The organism is Leisingera sp. ANG49 (assembly GCF_059694505.1).
Genome location: NZ_JCATZN010000001.1, coordinates 1215674 through 1232199 on the forward strand (window position 1 = coordinate 1215674; position 16526 = coordinate 1232199).

Here is a 16526-nt window from a genome sequence, read left to right on the forward strand (position 1 = left end):
TCCCCTGATGAGCGCCGAGGACATCGCCCGTCCGCGGGCGGAACAGTTATTTGCTGTAAGACTTTGCCAGCCTTTCCGGGGCCACACCGAGGAAATACCGCATCAGCGTCCACAGGTTCCGGCCGCCGCGCCGGAGCCAGCCTGCGCGCTGATAGCGCGCCGCGCTGGTCAGCGCCGCACAGGGCAAGGCGGTCAGCCCCTTGAGGCGGCGCACCAGCGCCACGTCCTCCATCAGCGGCTGATCGGGGTAGCCGCCTGCGGCCTCATAATCCGCGCGGCGGATCAGCAGGCCCTGATCGCCGTAGGGCAGTCCGAACAGGCGCGACCGCAGATTGGCCCAGCCGGCCACCCAGGCGGGCATCAGCCCGCGGGCGCGGAAGCGCAGGCGGAAATGGGCGGGGCCGCCCGGCCCGCTTGCCAGATGCTGCGACACTGCCGCAGCCCAGCCCGGCTCCAGACGGGTGTCGGCGTGCAAAACCAGCAGCCACTCCCCCTGCGCCGCCGCGCAGCCCCGGCGCAGCTGGCCGCCGCGGGACGGCGCGCCGCTGACCCATTCGGCGCCGGCAGCCTGCGCGATGGCGCGGGTGGCGTCGCTCGAGCCGCCGTCTGTGATCACCAGTTCGCGGATCAGGCCTGCCGCCAGCCCCTCCATCAGATGCTCCAGCGCGGCGGGCAGCTCTGCCTCCGCGTTCAGGGTGGGAATGACAATGCTGACCGGCGCGGGCATGGGCTCTCCTGGGGCGGATTTGCTGTTTTCTTCCGCCCTGCTTCCTATATCACTGGGCCAAGCAGTGAAACGCCCCTGAGGCATACAGGAGAATTGACATGAGCGACCGCCGCATCCTGCGCCTGACCGGAAATGACGCCAAGAGCTTTCTGCAGGATCTTGTCACCAGCAACGTGGAGCGGCTGAGCGAAGGCCTGGTCTATGCGGCGCTGCTGACGCCGCAGGGGAAATACATAGCGGATTTCTTTCTGGCGGCGGACGGCGATGCGGTGCTGCTGGATGTGGAGGCGTCGCTGGCCGAGGGGCTGCTGAAGCGGCTGAACATGTACCGGCTGCGCGCCGACGTGCAGCTGGAGATCACCGACCTGCAGGTGAAGCGCGGCACCGGCGCGGCACCGGAGGGCGCGCTCGCGGACCCGCGCCATGCGGAGATGGGCTGGCGGCTCTATGGCGCCGAGGGAGGTGATGACGGCACCGACTGGGACGCCATCCGGGTCGCCCACTGTATTCCCGAAACCGGCATCGAGCTGGGGCCGGAAACCTATATACTGGAAGCCGGGTTCGAGGCGCTGAAGGGCGTCGATTTCCGCAAGGGCTGCTATGTCGGCCAGGAGGTGACGGCGCGGATGAAGCACAAGACCGAGCTGCGCAAGGGCTTGCGCACGGTGGCGGTTGAGGGTGCGGCGCCGGTCGGCACGGAAATCACCGCCGCCGGCAAGGTGGTGGGCACGCTGTTCACCCAGTCCGGCGGCAGGGGCATTGCCTACCTGCGCCTTGACCGCGCCAAGGGGGAGATGCAGGCGGGGGACGCCCGCGTCAGCTGGCAAGAGTGAGCGGGGCAGCCGTGAGCGGGCTGAACCGGACGGTTCTATCCCTGCTGGGTGCGGAAGTTGCGCACGCCCGCCCGCTGCACGGCGGCGACCTGTCGGAGGTGCAGCTTCTTGACCTGACAGACGGCCGCCGGGTGGTGGCCAAGACCGGGCCGCTGGTGGTGGCCGAGGCCGCGATGCTGCGCGCGATCCGGGACGCAGGCGCGCCGTCGCCGGAGGTTCTGGGCGTGGCAGGCTCTGTGCTGCTGATGGACGCGCTGGAGGAAACCGCGGCCGGCGCAGAAGGCTGGCAGGCGCTGGGGCATTCCCTGCGGCAGCTGCATGCCGCCTGCGGCCCGCACTACGGCTGGGCAGAGGATTACGCCTTTGGCGGCGTTGCGATCCCCAATGCGCCGCTGGAAAACTGGGTGGAGTTCTGGACCCGCCGCCGTCTGCTGGCAAGCCCGGACGCCCTGCCCCGCGATCTGCGGCAGCGGGTTGAGGCGCTTTGCCTCCGGCTGCCGGACCTGCTGCCCGCCGCGCCGCCTGCCGCGCTGCTGCATGGCGATCTGTGGAGCGGCAATGTGCTGTTCAGCGGTCCTGCCGCCTATCTGATCGACCCGGCCTGTTACTGGGGGCATGGCGAGGTGGATCTGGCGATGCTGCATCTGTTCGGCACGCCGCCTGCCGCGTTTCACGACGCCTACGGTGAACCGGAGCCAGAATACGAGGCGCGCCGTGCCATCTATCAGCTGTGGCCCGCGCTGGTGCATCTGCGGCTGTTCGGCAGCGGCTACCGCAGCATGGTGGCGGCCCGCCTGGACGCATTGGGCTTCTGACAAGCCTCTGTTCACCTCCTTGCGTTAGGATCGCCGCCGGAATTGCTGAAAGGGTATTTGATGCGACTTATGTTTGGAGTTTGTTTCGCCGCGCTGGCGGCCTCCCCGGCCTGGGCGGAGTACTGGAACTACAAGGACTGGCATGCCGCTGTCGAACCCCATGAGACCGGGCAGGACAGCTATCTGACCTGCCGCGCCTGGACCGGCGGCGATGGTGATCCGCTGCTGGCGCTGGAGGTGTTTTCCGGCGATGCCGGCCCGCCTGCGGTCTACCCGATGGCCAAAGTGCAGGAATACGCGCCGCGGCACTACCCGACGCTGATGCAGCAGGGCGGCACGGTGGATTTCATCTTTGACTTCGATCGCAGCTTTTCCATCGCGGCGGGGATCAACTCCTGGATCAACGAGGAAGGGCTGGCCGAGGCCGAAAGCGCGCTGCGGTTCCAGGACCATCTGGTGATGCTTAGGTCGATGCAGCAGGGCAGCTGGGTGGAGATCTGGGCCGGCAACGACATGTTCTACGAGGCCTCGCTCAGCGGGTTCACCGCGGCCTATGGCAAGATGATGGATGAATGCGGTTTTGATCTGGCGCTGCCGGCGGGGTGACCCGGCCGGCTGCCTGCGCAAAAGTTTTCAGAAAACTTTTGCCAAGACTTTTCTGAAAAGTCTTGGGCGGTGCGCAGAAACAGAAAAAGCCGCCCCCGAGGGAGGGCGGCTTTTCCGTTTTTCCGAAGGCGTCCCGGATCAGGCGCGTTCGGAATATTCCATGGTCTCGGTGTTGACCACGATCATCTCGTCCTGGCCGACGAAGGGCGGCACCATGACCTTGACGCCGTTGTCGAGGATCGCCGGCTTGAAGGAGTTCGCCGCGGTCTGGCCTTTGACGACCGGCTCGGTCTCGACGATCTTGCAGGTGACTTTCTGCGGCACGGTCGCGTTCAGCGCCTCGCTCTCGTAGAATTCCACCACGATGGTCATGCCGTCCTGCAGGAACGGGCGGCGGTCGCCCAGGAGTTCCGCGGGCAGCTCGATCTGCTCATAGGTCTCGGCATCCATGAACACCAGCATGCCGTCGCTCTCGTAGAGGAACTGCTGGTCCTTCTGCTCCAGGCGGACGCGCTCCACCTTGTCCGCCGAGCGGAACCGCTCATTGAGCTTGGAGCCGTTGCGCAGGTTGCGCATCTCGACCTGGGCAAATGCGCCGCCCTTGCCGGGTTTGACGTGGTCGACCTTCACCGCTGCCCAAAGGCCGCCATTATGTTCCAGCACGTTGCCGGGACGGATTTCGTTGCCGTTGATCTTGGGCATGGGAAAATGCCTTTCAGATGGTTGATGATAATTTGCAAGACCCTATATCTGGCAGGCCGGCTGCTGGCAAGACAAGGATATGGTGTGGAGGAAGCGTGAAAAAGCTATGCGCAATTTGCATGAAAGCTATGCATCTGCGCTCTATCCGAATCGTCACACTTCCGTCATAAGCAGCGCTACGCCGAAAATTGCAATAGCAAGAACAACAAGGGATACGAGATGCGAGATTTCGTAGACGGCACCGCTTATAATAACGAGCAAGGCAACCGCGCCCGCAAACTGTTTGCAGCCGTTGTCCTGGCCGCACTGGATGACGCCATCGCCGACGACAAGAAATACGGCAATGGCCCGGAACAGATCGCCCGCTGGGCACGCTCGCGCGATGGCCGCGAAGTGCTGTCCTGCGCCGGCATCGACCCGAACGAACGGGTTGTGGAAGGCCTGATGGACTTCGTGGGCCGCGGTGTGCGGACCTCGGTTGCACTGTCGCGTGAAGAAAGCGAACGCCGCAACGCTGCGCAGGCTGAAGCCGCCTAAGGCTTCCCTTGCGCATTGCTGAAAAGCGCGCCCTTAGGGGCGCGTTTTTCTTTTGCCCGCAACTGCTTGCCGCGGGGTCAACCTGTCGCACGGCGGCTGCCGCGGGACGCTTGCGGCACAGCCCCCATGGACGGGGGCGTCTAACCTGCTATGCAGGCCCCCTGAGTTACAGGGCGCAGGCAGGGAGCGGCTGATGGCACGCGCAATCATGATCCAGGGCACCGGCAGCAATGTCGGCAAGTCACTGCTGGTGGCGGGCTTGGCGCGCGCCTATGTGCGGCGCGGGCTGAAGGCGGCTCCGTTCAAGCCGCAGAACATGTCCAATAACGCTGCCGTCACCCCTGAGGGCGGCGAGATCGGCCGCGCGCAGGCGCTGCAGGCGCGGGCTGCCAAACGCCCGCCCCATACCGACATGAACCCGGTGCTCTTGAAACCGGAAACCGACACCGGCGCCCAGGTGATCGTGCAGGGCAAACGCCGCGGCACCCAGGGCGCCGGATCATTCATGCGCGACAAATCCGGCCTGCTGGAGGCGGCGCTGGAGAGCTACCGCCGCCTGGCGGCGGATGCCGATCTGGTGCTGATCGAGGGCGCGGGCTCGCCCGCCGAGACCAACCTGCGCAAGAACGACATTGCCAACATGGGCTTTGCCTGCGCCGCTGAGGTGCCGGTGGTGATTGCCGGCGACATCCACCGCGGCGGGGTGATCGCGCAGATTGTCGGCACCCATGCGGTGCTGGAACCTCAGGACCTGGAGAGGGTCGCCGGGTTCATGGTGAACCGCTTCCGCGGCGACCTGAGCCTGTTTGACGGCGGCCGCGATGACATCGCCGCGCGCACCGGCTGGCCCTCGCTGGGTGTGGTGCCCTGGTTCTGGGATGCCTGGAAACTGCCGGCCGAGGACATGATGGACATCGCCTCGCGCCAGGGCGGCGCCTGCAAGGTGGTGGTGCCGCAGCTGGAGCGGATGGCGAATTTCGACGACCTGGACCCGCTGGCGGCGGAGCCGGAGGTGACGGTGGAGATCGTGCCGCCAGGCCGCGCCCTGCCCGGCGATGCGGATCTGGTGATCCTGCCCGGCAGCAAGTCGACCATCGGCGACCTGAATTACCTGCGCCGCCAGGGCTGGGACATCGACATCCTGGCGCATTACCGCCGCGGCGGCCATGTGCTGGGGCTGTGCGGCGGCTACCAGATGCTGGGCAAGAGCATCGACGACCCCGAAGGCGTCGACGGGCGGCCGGGCAAGGTGGACGGGCTGGGCCTGTTGGACGTGCACACGGTGATGGCAGGCGAAAAGCGGGTGACGCTGACCGAGGCGGTGACCCGCGACGGCAACCTGCCGGTCAGCGGCTATGAGATCCACATGGGCCGCACCACCGGCGCCGACTGCGCGCGCGCCTGGCTCAGCATCGAGGGGCGTCCCGAAGGCGCGGCCTCAGCCGACGGCCGGGTCAAAGGCTCCTACCTGCACGGGCTGTTTTCCGCAGACGCCTTCCGCGCCAGCGTGCTGGCGAGCCTGGGGCATGAGAGCCAGGCGGGATACGAGGACGGCGTCGAGGAGGTGCTGGATGCGCTGGCGGATCACCTGGAGCGCTATATGGACCTGGACCACCTGCTGGAGCTGGCGCAGCCGGTGAAGCTCTGAGCCGCCGGCCGCGGGGCTGGCCGCCTTCCCCTTTCTCCGTCGCCTTCGCTGATGCCGGAAAATGGCGGACGGGGTTCTGCGTCAAGGATCTGCCAGCTTGCTGGCGCGCAGCGTCCTTGATGCAGGTTCCGGTGCGCCATAGGCATCACTGAGCGAAAGGGATGGGAAAAGGGGGAGGCTCCCCCTTTTCTCTTGAGCCGGAAGCGGAAACCTCTCTCGAGGCCAGAGCCGGAAACGGAGACCAGATCCCGCCCCGGCCCGGATCAGAGCAGATCGTGGGCGGCCAGGGCGCGGTGGATTTCGCGGCGGACCAGCTTGCGCACGTTGCGGGTGATGCGCTCGCCCAGCGGGCCCTGGAGCTCCTCGCGGACGATTGACGCCACCAGATCGCGCAGGCTGTCTTCGTCGAGGTAGCTGTCGCCCTCCTCCTCCGCCAGCGCGTCCATCGCCGCGCCGGTGACGGCGTCCTCCACCACCGTGTCCGCCGGGGGTCCGGCCGTTTCCCGGTCCTGTGCGGCCTCGGCGCTGTCCGGGACGACGATCATCTCCGGTTCATCACCGCCTGCGGCGGCGTCGCGGGCATCCTCCTGCGGCCGGGCGGGCCGGCGGGGCGGCAGCGGCTCATCCCGCCATTCAATGGTGTCGGGGCCGGCACCGGCAAAAGGCGCCTCGGTCTGGCTGTCCGGCTCCCAATGCTGCTGGGTGCCAGCCTTCGAGGCGGAGCTGCGCGCCTCCATCTCGGCGATCTTGCGGACCACGGAGGCGGCGCGGGCGCCAGCGGTGCTGCTGGCGAGGTTTTCCTCCGTCAGCAGCACCGGCGCGGCCTTAGCGGGTTCTGCGGTCTCATCAGCCTCCGCCTCAGCGTCCGCGCTACGGCCGGCGCCGGCGGCGGCAGCAAACAGGGTGGCCTCGGGGTTGCCCCAGGGCGCGTCCGGTCCGGCGCGTCCGGCGTCCCCGGACGGCTCTTCCGCGGCGGCGGGCGGGGCCTGGTCTTCGGCCTTCTCCTGCGGCGCTTTGGGTTCAGCCCGTTCAGCGGCCAGGTCCCTGTGATGGCGGAAGGCCAGCAACGGCTCTTCCAATGGCTCCGCCGGGCCGGCAGCAGCATCGGCGCCGGAGCTGCCGGCATCGGGGCCGATGCTGCTGCCGGCGCCGAAACCGGTTTGCGGCGCCTCCTCCGCGGCTTGCTCTGCCGATTCCACCGGTTCCGCAGGTTCTGCCAGGGCCTCAGCCTCCGGCTCTGCGGCGGGCGGGCGGCTGCCGGGGGTTTCGGGCGCCTGCACCCGCAGAGCGGGTGTCAGCACCAGCCGCGCCGCCGGTTCCGGTGCCGCGGGCTGGCTGCGGGTGTCTTCGCTCACCAAGCGGCGGATCGAGGACAATACATCTTCAATCTCAGCGTGGGTAACTGGGTCGGACATTATCTAAAACCACTCTTGCCTCTTGAGTCAGAGTGTAGCCGCCTTCCCGTCACCGCACAACTGGTAGGATGAATTGTCAGTTCCGCCCCAAGGCCTTGAGCACCCGGTCCAGATCCTTGCCGCGCTTGCTGTGATGGGCCGGCGCATCCTTGACCAGGTTGTAATAGAGGGTGGGGTCGTAGATCTCCACCGCCAGGCCGATATGCTCTGCGGTCAGCAGCCCCTGCGACTGCAGCAGCTGATAGGCTGCCAGGGCCTGGTTGGCGCGGGCGTTGACCTGCTCAGTCTGCGCGTCGAGGTATTCCTGCTCAGCCTGCAGCACGTCCAGCGTGGTGCGGGCGCCCAGGGTGGCTTCCTCGCGGATGCCGTCAAAGGCCACCTTGGAGGCGCGCACCCGTTCCCCGGAGGAGATCAGGGTTGCGCGGGCGGTTTCAACGTTGAAATAGGCGGCGCTGACCGATTGCAGGATCGAGCGCTGGACGTTGATCAGGGTGCCGCGCTCCGCATCAGCGGTAGCAATCGCCCGCCGCCGGGTGGCAGCGTTGAGGCCGCCGGTATAGAGCTCCTGGTTGAGCGACAGCGTGGCGGTGAAATCCGAGGAGGTTCCGGTGCCCTCGTTCAGGTTCTCGCCGAGGCCCGCGCGGGCGGTGAAGTTCACGCTTGGCCCCAGCGCCTTGGTGGTGGCCTGAACCAGGAGATCCGCGGATTTGACGGAAAACTGCTGCGCCAGCAGGTCCGGCTGGTTGCGCAGGGCAATGGCCTGCGCCCCGTCAAGAGACGCGGTGCGCGTGGGCAGCCGCGGCTGGCCCGCGATGCTGCCCGGCGCGTGGCCGACAACCTGCAGATAGGTGGCGCGGGCGGTTTTCAGGGTGCCTTCGGCGTCGGTCAGGTTGGCGCGCGCGGCGGCCACCCGGCTTTCGGCCAGCGCCACATCGGTGCGGGTGACCTCACCGACCTCGAAACGGTCCTGGGCCGCCTTCTGCTCTTCCTGCAGCAGGCGCAGGTTGTTGCGGCGCAGCGACACGTTCTCCTGCCCCTGCAGCACGCCGACATAGGCCTGAACCGCCGAGAACAGCACCTGCTGTTCAATGCTGATCAGCCGCTGGCGGGTGGCCAGCACCAGTTCCTGCGCCGCCTGCTTGCGCAGCCGGGTCTCGCCGCCGTCGAACACCAGCTGGGTCAGCTGCAGCTGGGTGCGGATCTCATTGTCGGTGAACTCGTTGAAGTTGCCGAACTGGCTGGTGCCGCGGGTATAGGTATGGGTGGCGGAGGTGGTCCATTCGATCACCGGGCGCAGCCGGGCAACGCCTGCTGCAACATCTTCGTCCGCGGCGCGCAGCAGCGCCCGGTTCTGCTCCAGGAGGCCGCTGGTCTTATACGCGCCGATCATCGCATCGGACAGGTTGTCCGCCGCGGCCTTCAGCGGCATCAGCGCCGTGGCAGCCACGCCGCCGGCAAATACAAAAGCCTTAAACACACTCGCCGGAAATTTCATTCGCATCGATTGCCTTATCTTTTGCCGCGCCGCCAGCCGCGGTGAGTTTTTCCCTGATCCGGGCGCGCTGTGAACGGCGCCCGGCCCCTCGTCTTTCCGGCGCGGCCGACCCGGCCGGCCGCAGCGCCCGGCCCGAAGGCTCAGAGCGCGAATTCCTTTGCCGCGGCAAAGCCCGGCAGCACCGGCGCGCTGGCGTTGAATTCGAACCGCCAGGAGATCCGGCCGCCGGTTTTGTAGCCGATTTTCACCTCGCCCAGGGCGCCGGTCATCATCAGCGCGGCAATGCGGCCGCCGTCCTTGAGCTGGTCCAGCAGTGCTGCGGGCAGGTCCTCGGCGCCGCCCTGCACCAGGATCACGTCGTAGGCGCCGTGTTCCGCCGCGCCCTCGGCCAGCGGGCCGCTGTGCACGATGGCATTGTCGGCGCCGGTCTCGCTCAGCAGCTCCTGCGCGTCCGCGGCCATTGCCTCATCTTCCTCGACGCCGATCACCATCTGCGCGATCCGGGCCGCAACCGCGGTGGAATAGCCCAGCCCGCAGGCCACATCGAGGACCAGTTCGTCGTTTTGCAGATCGACCGCGTCCAGCATCTTGGCCAGGGTGCGCGGCTCCAGCAGCACCCGGCCGCCGCCCAGCCGCACGTTCTGGTCGGCATAGGCCGCCTCGCGCTGCGCGTCCGGCACGAATTTCTCCCGCGGGACTGCCAGCATGGCCTCGATGATCGGGTATTTGGTGACATCCGAGGGACGGATCTGGGTATCCACCATCATGCGGCGGCGCTCAGTGAATTCTGGCATCTGCTAAACTCATTTGTTCAGTCGGTCAGGCCGGTTGTGGCATATCCCGGCAAGCACGGCAACGGGGCCTTTGCGCGCGAAGGGCTAAAGTAGTGCAGCGCTGCCGCGGGGCAACGGCCGCTGCGCATCCGCGCAAAAAAGGCCAGCGGCCCGATCGGCCGCCGGCGAGGGATGGAACAGGGATGCGCCGCCGCTGCGGCGGGCGGCGCAGCTACAGGGCGCAGGATTTGCAGAAGGGTGAGGCCGGGCGCTGGTCGAGCCAGTCGTCGCCGATGTCGTCGCCGCAGATCCGGCAATAGCCGTAGGAGCCCTCGCGCAGGCGGGCCAGGGCGGCCTCGATCCGGCGCAGCTCCTCCAGGCTGGCCCAGGGCAGCACTTCGATCGCGCAGCCGGCGCCCCGTTCGGCCCGCGGCTGGCGGCGGGAGCCCATCCGCGCCGCCGCCGGGGCCGCGCCGGCCCGCGGCAGCAGCCCGGCCAGTTGCTGGCGCCGCGCCTCAAGCAGTTCTCTTCTGGCGGAAAAGTCCATCGTCCAAACCCTCCAGTTCAGGTTTCGCGCACTCTGCCCCCGGGGTCGGTTACATCTCCTTGATCCAGGTCAAGATACCCGCGATTTACGGGGATTGCACTATCTTATAAGTTGCAAATTTCTGGTAAATCCCCATCGAACCGGAGGCTGCGCCTACTTGGCCGCGGCGCCGGCGCAGGTCTTGCACAGGGGCGCCGCGGGCAGCAGGTCCAGCCGCGCGTCCGAAATCCGGCCGCCGCAAGCAGCGCAGATGCCGTAGGTGCCCGCCTTGATCCGCTCCAGCGCGGCGTCGATCCGGCGCAGCTCGTCCAGCTCCGCCTTGCCGAGGCTTTCCAGCACCTCGTCGCCCTGGCGCTCGGAGGCGCGGTCCTCCCAGTCCTTCGGCATCGGCGCGTCCAGCGTGTGCTCGACCTTGGCAAGATGGCCGGTCAGTTCGGCGCGGCGCGCCTCCAGCGCCTGCTTGCGGGTGGATAGATCCATGGTTCTGCCCTCCTCGGGGTTGGTTTGCACGTCACGGTAGACCGCCGCCGCGCCGGCCGCCTTGACCTCGCTCAACCGTGCAGGCCGCGCCGGCCTGCAAATCCTCTGGCCCGCAAATCCTCTGGCCTGCAAATCCTCTGGCCTGTGCCGGGGCGGCTTGCTAGACATCCGCCGAAGAGGTTTGAGCAGAGATGAGGAGCCTTCACCGATGATGCGGATTTTGACCTGTGCGCTGCTGCTGGGGCTGGCGGCCTGCGAGACCGCCAAGGGCGCCGGGCGCGACATTTCCAAGGCCGGCAACGCGATCAGCGGCGTGGCGCAGGATGTGCAGGACAGCTTCTGAGCCGCCCGCACGCACGGTTTGAAGAACGCCCGGCCAGCCGCCGGGCGTTCTTGTTTCAGGGTCCGGGGTGCCGGATCAGTCGATGCCGAGCAGCGCCTTGGCCTGGCCCAGGGTGTCAACCGCACCGTCGTGATCGCCGCTTTCATGCAGCACCTGGCCCTCGGCGCGCAATTCCTGGACCGTTGCCAGATCGGACTCCGACAGCTCCGTCCCGGCGGCCAGCGCCGCATCGATGGCAGCCATGTCGGCAGGGCAACTATGAGCAAAGACGGGTGAGGCCAACAGGGTGATCGCCGCGGCCAAAGTCAGGTGTTTCATGGTGTTATCCTCCCCAGATGAACGGGGCGGAGGATAGCATGGAACGGGGGCGTTTTCAGGCAGGAGTTGCGCGGAGGCCGCGGATGGGCGGAGAGTGGCGCATGGGGTGGTGGCCAAGAATGGTGGGCAGGATTGCCCACCCTACGGGTATACAGGCGGATGGCGCTTATGGAGCGGCCTTACCTCGGCACACTGATTTCAAAAGGCTTGATCAGCACGCTGAGGGCAGCGCCCGGCCCGGCGGGGTGGGAAGCGAAGCGCCCGCGTCGTGCTGGAACCACGCCTCTGGCGTGGCGGGGGGGGGGGGCGGGACGGGCGCTGCTCGGTCTGGCGACCGGGACTTTACACATGAGAATCAGCCGGAAAGAGTTCTACTTGGGCCTATAGTCAAAGCCATACTCCAATGCTCGCTTCGCGAGTTTCCTACCTTTTTTTCTTCTTTGGCTTGGTCCATGAGGCGCATAATCCGCCAGTGCATGAGCAGGGTTGTTAGGGATAGGATCGGGAGCACAAGAAATAGATTCATATACGAAGTCATTGCAGGTCACTCCGCAAACGCCAATGGATTCGAGACCGGATGAAACGAACAAATCAAAGGATTCCTGCGCAGCAATCATCGAAGATCTGTCAGTGCTAAGTTTAAAATCATGGCTTTGTGAGGGATTGAACGCTGAACTATTTATTCGTCCATTATCATAGTCATCCGGGTGCAAGTTCCTGAAAAGTCGCTCAGATGCATCTATCTTATCTTCACTCACGAAATAAATTCCCTTACGTCGATCAAATCCTGCAGAAGCCTGGGGGAAATTCCAAAATACACACGCTCTACGGGGTCTGCATCGGTTTCATCGAACGCTTCAATTCGAATGTACTCTTCCCGACACATGACAAGGACCTCAATATCACGAGTTGAAAACTCAATATTGATTCCTCCATCCAGCTCCGGGAAAGTGGAAATCTGCGTGTAGACCGAGCATATGAAACCACTCAAATCTCGCGCCCATTGCAAGGCTCTCTTCGAGGGCGCGTTTCCTACTCCATTCTTCCACCCCTCAACCAGGCCCTCTATGTGCTGGAGGCGTTCGGATAACCTCAAAAATTCCGAGTTTTCTTCAACCCTTTCGATACCCTTGGTATCTTCAACACTCCGAACGTGCCCATTGTGGTTCAGTTTCGCCTCGATTGAAAATTCGAGAAATGATGCGATTGGGAATTGTCCCGATCGAATTTCCTCTCTTGAAACTGGATACCTAAACTTCCCGTGCTCGGATAACACTTCTATTTCTTCGGTCGCATCCAAGATTGATTGAACAATCCCTAAACCAGAAACCTCAACTATAGATTTATCTTGAGCGCTCTCCACCAGCGCGTTGCACGTTCTGTCAGAGAACCGAGCTCGATTCCTTTTTCTGTCGAATGAGTTGTGTGAAATTACTTCTATCTGCTCTTGTTCTCTAAGACCAGAAAGAAGCCGCTTGAGGTGAACCACCGCTGCCCGTGGAACGCCTTCAATTTTTCGATCCTCATTGGCTGCATTTGCGACTTTCAGAAACCGCGACTGAGCGAGCGCTAAATAGTCAATTGCGTACTCATCAGGCAGCAACCCAGCATTTATTGATGCGTCGCTACGCAACACTGCTTCCGCGCTGCCATCTTGGACATGCGAAAAAGATAGTGACAAGTTCCGTTTGAAGTTTCTAGGGAGCTTCTTCCTTTCAGGATTCTGCTCTCTCCAAACTTCCTCAGCCAACAATAGGAGAACTTCTTGGTACGACTTAATGTTGTCGAGCAATGAAACAGGTAAATTGCCTCCGTCAAAGCGCACTCCGGAGAACTTTACCGTAACAAAACCCTCCCCTTCGATTTCTACCAAAATCCACCTGCCTGTTAGTTAAGTAGAAGCTAAGCACCCCACAAAACAGAGTTCTTAACCTCTGTTCTTCAAAACTATAACCTACAAGAAATTAAGAAAGCGGGACCGAAGCCCCGCCACACTCAACCACCGATAGATCCAACATTCAAGAGTCCATCTTGAGCGCCGAGATGAAGGCCTCCTGCGGGATGTCCACCTTGCCGAACTGGCGCATCTTCTTCTTGCCCGCTTTCTGCTTGTCCAAGAGCTTGCGCTTCCGGGTGGCGTCGCCGCCGTAGCATTTGGCGGTCACGTCCTTGCGCAGGGCGGAGAGGGTCTCGCGCGCGATCACCTTGCCGCCGATGGCGGCCTGGATCGGGATCTTGAACATGTGGCGCGGGATCAGCTCCTTGAGCTTCTCGCACATCGCGCGGCCGCGCATCTCGGCGCGGTCGCGGTGCACCATGGTGGAGAGCGCGTCGACCGGCTCGTCGTTCACCAGCACCGACATCTTGACCAGGTTGTCCTCGCGGTAGCCGGTCATCTGATAGTCGAAGGAGGCATAGCCCTTGGTCACCGATTTCAGGCGGTCGTAGAAGTCGAACACCACCTCATTGAGCGGCAGGTCATAGACCACCATAGCGCGGGAGCCGGCGTAGGAGAGGTCCATCTGGATGCCGCGGCGGTCCTGGCAGAGCTTCAGCACGTCGCCGAGGTAGTCGTCCGGCACCAGGATGGTCGCCTTGATGCGCGGCTCCTCCATGTGGTCGACCTTGGAGGGGTCGGGCATGTCGGCGGGGTTGTGCAGCTCGATCATCTCGCCGGGCTCGTTGTCCTTGCCCTTCATGTAGACGTGGTAGATCACGCTCGGCGCGGTGGTGATCAGCTCGATGTCATATTCGCGCTCGATCCGGTCGCGGATCACCTCCAGGTGCAGCAGGCCCAGGAAGCCGCAGCGGAAGCCGAAGCCGAGCGCGGCGGAGGTTTCCATTTCGAAGCTGAAGGACGCGTCATTGAGCGCCAGCTTGTCGATGGCGTCGCGCAGGTCCTCGAACTCGGCCGAGTCGACCGGGAACAAGCCGCAGAACACCACCGGCTGGGCGGGTTTGAAGCCCGGCAGCGCGGTCTCGGTGCCATTGCGGTCGTTGGTGATGGTGTCGCCGACGCGGGTGTCGCGCACCTGCTTGATCGAGGCGGTGAGGAAGCCGATTTCACCGGGCCCGAGCTCATCCACCACCTGCATGGCGGGGCGGAACACGCCGATGCGGTCGACGTGGTGCAGGGTGCCGTTCGACATGAACTTCACCCGCATGCCCTTTTTCAGCACGCCGTCCATGATGCGGACCAGAACGATCACGCCGAGGTAGCTGTCGTACCAGCTGTCCACCAGCATGGCTTTGAGCGGCGCGTCGCGGGTGCCCTGCGGCGCGGGCAGGTGCTGCACGATGGCCTCCAGCGTTTCGCGGATGCCCTGGCCGGTCTTGGCCGACACCTGGATGGCGCCGGTGGCGTCGATGCCGATCACATCCTCGATCTGTTCCGCCACCCGGTCGCAGTCGGAGGCCGGCAGGTCGATCTTGTTCAGCACCGGCACGATCTCATGATCCGCGTCGATCGCCTGGTAGACGTTGGCCAGCGTCTGCGCCTCCACCCCTTGGGTCGAGTCTACGACCAGCAGCGAGCCTTCGACCGCGCGCATGGAGCGGGAGACCTCATAGGCAAAGTCGACGTGGCCGGGGGTGTCGATCAGGTTCAGCACATAGGTCTCGCCGTTCTGCGCGGTGTAGTCGATGCGCACGGTGTTGGCCTTGATGGTGATCCCGCGCTCGCGCTCGATATCCATGGCGTCGAGCAGCTGTTCCTTCATATCGCGGTCCTTCACCGTTCCGGTCTCCTGGATGAGCCGGTCAGCGAGGGTGGATTTGCCATGGTCGATATGGGCGACGATGGAGAAATTGCGGATGTGAGCGAGGTCAGTCATGCTCAGGCATATGATTTGGATTCGGGGTTTGGTCAAGCGGGCGCTTTGACTACCGCGAGCAATATTTCAGGAATCTGGCGCGGTGATGAATTTGAAGCCTTCCGAAACTGAGATGCAACTGGAAGACTGGTTGAAGTCAAAGGATGCCCGGACCTGCCACGCCTTAACCGCGCGATCAGCACTTCGCTGTCTGCCCATATTCATGAATCAAATGAGCAGGCGCAATTCCACTGAAGCAACACAAGAAGACCTTCTGCTTTGCTTTCGAGCAGTTGCTATTGCTTGCAGCACGAGCACCTCTACAAGCGAGGGAACCAGCAAACTGCACAGAGCTTCAAGGTCCGCAACTGATGAGCTTGCAAAGCTTTCATCAAGGCTATCGACAAGTACGGCGCAGCCAGACTTGCAGCACACAGCTGAGGCAATATTTCATATGCTTTGAGCTCGTTCGGAGACCACCTCAGGCCCAATTTCCGCGCTTAAATGCATCCAGAACACCGCCCAAGCAACTTCATTACATACCCAAGCCGGGTACAAGCAAACCTACGCAGCGACAAAATTCGACACCCGCATTCTTGGGGATGATAATCCGATAGAGTTTGCTGGTACAAACGCCGTTCCAGCGTTGGAAGACGTCTTCAATGCTCCATTGTGGCTAGACGCCGGAGACGCCCAAAACGTTCAATCAATGTGGCAGCACTACTGGAAAACCTTCCTAAAATCCAAAGAATGGAGCTACTGGTGTGATTGGTACCAGGGCTACTTCTCGGGCAAACCGCTAAACTGGGACCTCCAGCGCCGGGTTGCGTTGATCGAGGATGAGATATGGAACGCTGGCCCCGAAGCTGTCGCCGAGGAAATCGAGCGCATACGCCGCCTGTTTGAGCTGGAACAGGAAGTCGCCCGCCTCAAGGAACAGCTTGCGGCGGTTGAACGCGCACCCGTTACTGCCCTGATCGGCGACAATGGCGGGCCGCCGCTGGAGGATGCAGCGGCGCGTGCAATGCAGGCCGACCTCGCTCTGATCTGGAAACAGGTTGAGGAACTGGAAGAGGAGATTGCGAAACCTTCCCCCTACCCTTCACTGCTGGAAAAGATCGCCCAAGCTCTCTGGGACATTTCCCTGCGCATGGCGGCTTACTGCGGGTCAGTTGCGGATGGCATGATCCGCGAGGGATCCAAAGAATTGGCGAAAGCCGGTGCAAAATGGACCGCTGGGGCAACAGCCGTCACCGTCACGGCGCAAACCGAAAGTGTTCAATCGGTTGTCAAAGCCATTGGGGCATTTGTCAAAGCGCTCCAATAGGCTGAATTGACCTCCCGCCCGGCGGCACCGCCGGGCAGCGCCCGATCCGCCCCCACGGGCGGGCGCTTCGCTCCCGCCCTCGGATCGGCCGCGCCCCTCCAATTTTCTGCACGGCCTTTGGTCCCTGCCCTCCGCGCAGCCCCGCCAA

General features: G+C 63.9%; 18 protein-coding genes. 7 read left to right on the forward strand and 11 right to left on the reverse strand.

The features are described from left to right. Positions 1 to 46 precede the first annotated feature (46 nt). The gene (locus tag AC58NV_RS06000; protein WP_497226303.1) at positions 47 to 727 is read right to left on the reverse strand and encodes a TIGR04283 family arsenosugar biosynthesis glycosyltransferase; all 681 of its coding nucleotides are present in this window, start codon (positions 725 to 727) and stop codon (positions 47 to 49) included. A 98-nt stretch (positions 728 to 825) separates the two neighbouring features. On the opposite strand from AC58NV_RS06000, the gene ygfZ reads away from it, so the two are divergent. Genes ygfZ through AC58NV_RS06015 form a run of 3 tightly spaced genes read left to right on the forward strand, consistent with a single transcriptional unit; the run spans position 826 to position 2981 of the window. After that, on the forward strand, positions 826 to 1560 hold the full coding sequence (gene ygfZ, locus AC58NV_RS06005; protein ID WP_497226304.1) for a CAF17-like 4Fe-4S cluster assembly/insertion protein YgfZ: 735 nt from the start codon (positions 826 to 828) through the stop codon (positions 1558 to 1560). 11 nt (positions 1561 to 1571) lie between these two features. Further along, positions 1572 to 2375 (forward strand): fructosamine kinase family protein, encoded by an 804-nt coding sequence (locus AC58NV_RS06010; RefSeq protein ID WP_497226305.1) that lies wholly within the window; start codon positions 1572 to 1574, stop codon positions 2373 to 2375. A 60-nt stretch (positions 2376 to 2435) separates the two neighbouring features. Next, the gene (locus AC58NV_RS06015; RefSeq protein ID WP_497226306.1) at positions 2436 to 2981 is read left to right on the forward strand and encodes a hypothetical protein; all 546 of its coding nucleotides are present in this window, start codon (positions 2436 to 2438) and stop codon (positions 2979 to 2981) included. A 138-nt stretch (positions 2982 to 3119) separates the two neighbouring features. Here the strand turns inward: AC58NV_RS06015 and efp are convergent, their stop codons facing one another. After that, complete coding sequence (efp, locus tag AC58NV_RS06020) at positions 3120 to 3683, reverse strand: elongation factor P (RefSeq protein WP_065270015.1); 564 nt, start codon at positions 3681 to 3683, stop codon at positions 3120 to 3122. A 219-nt stretch (positions 3684 to 3902) separates the two neighbouring features. On the opposite strand from efp, the gene AC58NV_RS06025 reads away from it, so the two are divergent. Then, positions 3903 to 4220, forward strand: a complete 318-nt coding sequence (locus AC58NV_RS06025) for a DUF6280 family protein (RefSeq protein ID WP_008556013.1) — start codon at positions 3903 to 3905, stop codon at positions 4218 to 4220. 193 nt (positions 4221 to 4413) lie between these two features. Further along, a complete protein-coding gene (locus AC58NV_RS06030; protein ID WP_497226307.1) occupies positions 4414 to 5868 on the forward strand; it encodes a cobyric acid synthase in 1455 nt (484 codons plus the stop codon). A 263-nt stretch (positions 5869 to 6131) separates the two neighbouring features. Here the strand turns inward: AC58NV_RS06030 and AC58NV_RS06035 are convergent, their stop codons facing one another. The 5 genes from AC58NV_RS06035 to AC58NV_RS06055 form a co-directional block, all read right to left on the reverse strand. Continuing rightward, positions 6132 to 7283, reverse strand: coding sequence for a hypothetical protein (locus tag AC58NV_RS06035; RefSeq protein ID WP_497226308.1), 1152 nt, complete (start codon positions 7281 to 7283; stop codon positions 6132 to 6134). Between the two features lie 76 nt (positions 7284 to 7359). After that, entirely contained in the window at positions 7360 to 8784 is a 1425-nt protein-coding gene (locus AC58NV_RS06040) for a TolC family outer membrane protein (RefSeq protein ID WP_497226309.1), read from the reverse strand. A 134-nt stretch (positions 8785 to 8918) separates the two neighbouring features. Then, positions 8919 to 9572, reverse strand: coding sequence for a protein-L-isoaspartate O-methyltransferase family protein (locus AC58NV_RS06045; protein ID WP_497226310.1), 654 nt, complete (start codon positions 9570 to 9572; stop codon positions 8919 to 8921). Positions 9573 to 9783: 211 nt separating this feature from the next. Next, the gene (locus tag AC58NV_RS06050; RefSeq protein ID WP_497226311.1) at positions 9784 to 10098 is read right to left on the reverse strand and encodes a TraR/DksA family transcriptional regulator; all 315 of its coding nucleotides are present in this window, start codon (positions 10096 to 10098) and stop codon (positions 9784 to 9786) included. A gap of 153 nt (positions 10099 to 10251) precedes the next feature. After that, positions 10252 to 10578, reverse strand: a complete 327-nt coding sequence (locus tag AC58NV_RS06055) for a TraR/DksA family transcriptional regulator (RefSeq protein WP_497226312.1) — start codon at positions 10576 to 10578, stop codon at positions 10252 to 10254. A 208-nt stretch (positions 10579 to 10786) separates the two neighbouring features. Between AC58NV_RS06055 and AC58NV_RS06060 the strand changes: the two genes are divergently transcribed. Continuing rightward, complete coding sequence (locus AC58NV_RS06060) at positions 10787 to 10921, forward strand: entericidin A/B family lipoprotein (RefSeq protein WP_497226313.1); 135 nt, start codon at positions 10787 to 10789, stop codon at positions 10919 to 10921. Between the two features lie 75 nt (positions 10922 to 10996). Here the strand turns inward: AC58NV_RS06060 and AC58NV_RS06065 are convergent, their stop codons facing one another. The 4 genes from AC58NV_RS06065 to lepA form a co-directional block, all read right to left on the reverse strand. Next, positions 10997 to 11239 carry a PA2433 domain-containing protein gene (locus AC58NV_RS06065; protein WP_497226314.1) on the reverse strand — a complete coding sequence of 81 codons (243 nt, stop codon included), beginning with the start codon at positions 11237 to 11239 and terminating at the stop codon, positions 10997 to 10999. Positions 11240 to 11610: 371 nt separating this feature from the next. Next, the gene (locus tag AC58NV_RS06070) at positions 11611 to 11997 is read right to left on the reverse strand and encodes a hypothetical protein (RefSeq protein ID WP_497226315.1); all 387 of its coding nucleotides are present in this window, start codon (positions 11995 to 11997) and stop codon (positions 11611 to 11613) included. Next, a complete protein-coding gene (locus AC58NV_RS06075; protein ID WP_497226316.1) occupies positions 11994 to 13112 on the reverse strand; it encodes a hypothetical protein in 1119 nt (372 codons plus the stop codon). The genes AC58NV_RS06070 and AC58NV_RS06075 overlap by 4 nt, the downstream gene beginning before the upstream one ends. A gap of 145 nt (positions 13113 to 13257) precedes the next feature. Then, positions 13258 to 15072 carry a translation elongation factor 4 gene (gene lepA, locus AC58NV_RS06080; RefSeq protein ID WP_497226317.1) on the reverse strand — a complete coding sequence of 605 codons (1815 nt, stop codon included), beginning with the start codon at positions 15070 to 15072 and terminating at the stop codon, positions 13258 to 13260. A gap of 688 nt (positions 15073 to 15760) precedes the next feature. Here lepA and AC58NV_RS06085 point away from each other — a divergent pair. Further along, positions 15761 to 16378, forward strand: a complete 618-nt coding sequence (locus tag AC58NV_RS06085) for a hypothetical protein (RefSeq protein WP_497226318.1) — start codon at positions 15761 to 15763, stop codon at positions 16376 to 16378. The last annotated feature ends 148 nt before the right edge of the window (positions 16379 to 16526 follow it).

Excerpts from the sequence above, each read along its gene's own strand:
- AC58NV_RS06065 (WP_497226314.1), bottom strand. The coding sequence starts at position 11,239 with ATGAAACACCTGACTTTGGCCGCGGCGATCACCCTGTTGGCCTCACCC.
- AC58NV_RS06060 (WP_497226313.1), top strand. The coding sequence starts at position 10,787 with ATGATGCGGATTTTGACCTGTGCGCTGCTGCTGGGGCTGGCGGCCTGC.
- ygfZ (WP_497226304.1), top strand. The coding sequence starts at position 826 with ATGAGCGACCGCCGCATCCTGCGCCTGACCGGAAATGACGCCAAGAGC.
- AC58NV_RS06000 (WP_497226303.1), bottom strand. The coding sequence starts at position 727 with ATGCCCGCGCCGGTCAGCATTGTCATTCCCACCCTGAACGCGGAGGCA.
- AC58NV_RS06025 (WP_008556013.1), top strand. The coding sequence starts at position 3,903 with ATGCGAGATTTCGTAGACGGCACCGCTTATAATAACGAGCAAGGCAAC.
- AC58NV_RS06045 (WP_497226310.1), bottom strand. The coding sequence starts at position 9,572 with ATGCCAGAATTCACTGAGCGCCGCCGCATGATGGTGGATACCCAGATC.
- AC58NV_RS06040 (WP_497226309.1), bottom strand. The coding sequence starts at position 8,784 with ATGCGAATGAAATTTCCGGCGAGTGTGTTTAAGGCTTTTGTATTTGCC.
- AC58NV_RS06055 (WP_497226312.1), bottom strand. The coding sequence starts at position 10,578 with ATGGATCTATCCACCCGCAAGCAGGCGCTGGAGGCGCGCCGCGCCGAA.
- AC58NV_RS06050 (WP_497226311.1), bottom strand. The coding sequence starts at position 10,098 with ATGGACTTTTCCGCCAGAAGAGAACTGCTTGAGGCGCGGCGCCAGCAA.
- AC58NV_RS06035 (WP_497226308.1), bottom strand. The coding sequence starts at position 7,283 with ATGTCCGACCCAGTTACCCACGCTGAGATTGAAGATGTATTGTCCTCG.
- lepA (WP_497226317.1), bottom strand. The coding sequence starts at position 15,072 with ATGACTGACCTCGCTCACATCCGCAATTTCTCCATCGTCGCCCATATC.
- AC58NV_RS06085 (WP_497226318.1), top strand. The coding sequence starts at position 15,761 with ATGTGGCAGCACTACTGGAAAACCTTCCTAAAATCCAAAGAATGGAGC.
- AC58NV_RS06030 (WP_497226307.1), top strand. The coding sequence starts at position 4,414 with ATGGCACGCGCAATCATGATCCAGGGCACCGGCAGCAATGTCGGCAAG.
- efp (WP_065270015.1), bottom strand. The coding sequence starts at position 3,683 with ATGCCCAAGATCAACGGCAACGAAATCCGTCCCGGCAACGTGCTGGAA.
- AC58NV_RS06015 (WP_497226306.1), top strand. The coding sequence starts at position 2,436 with ATGCGACTTATGTTTGGAGTTTGTTTCGCCGCGCTGGCGGCCTCCCCG.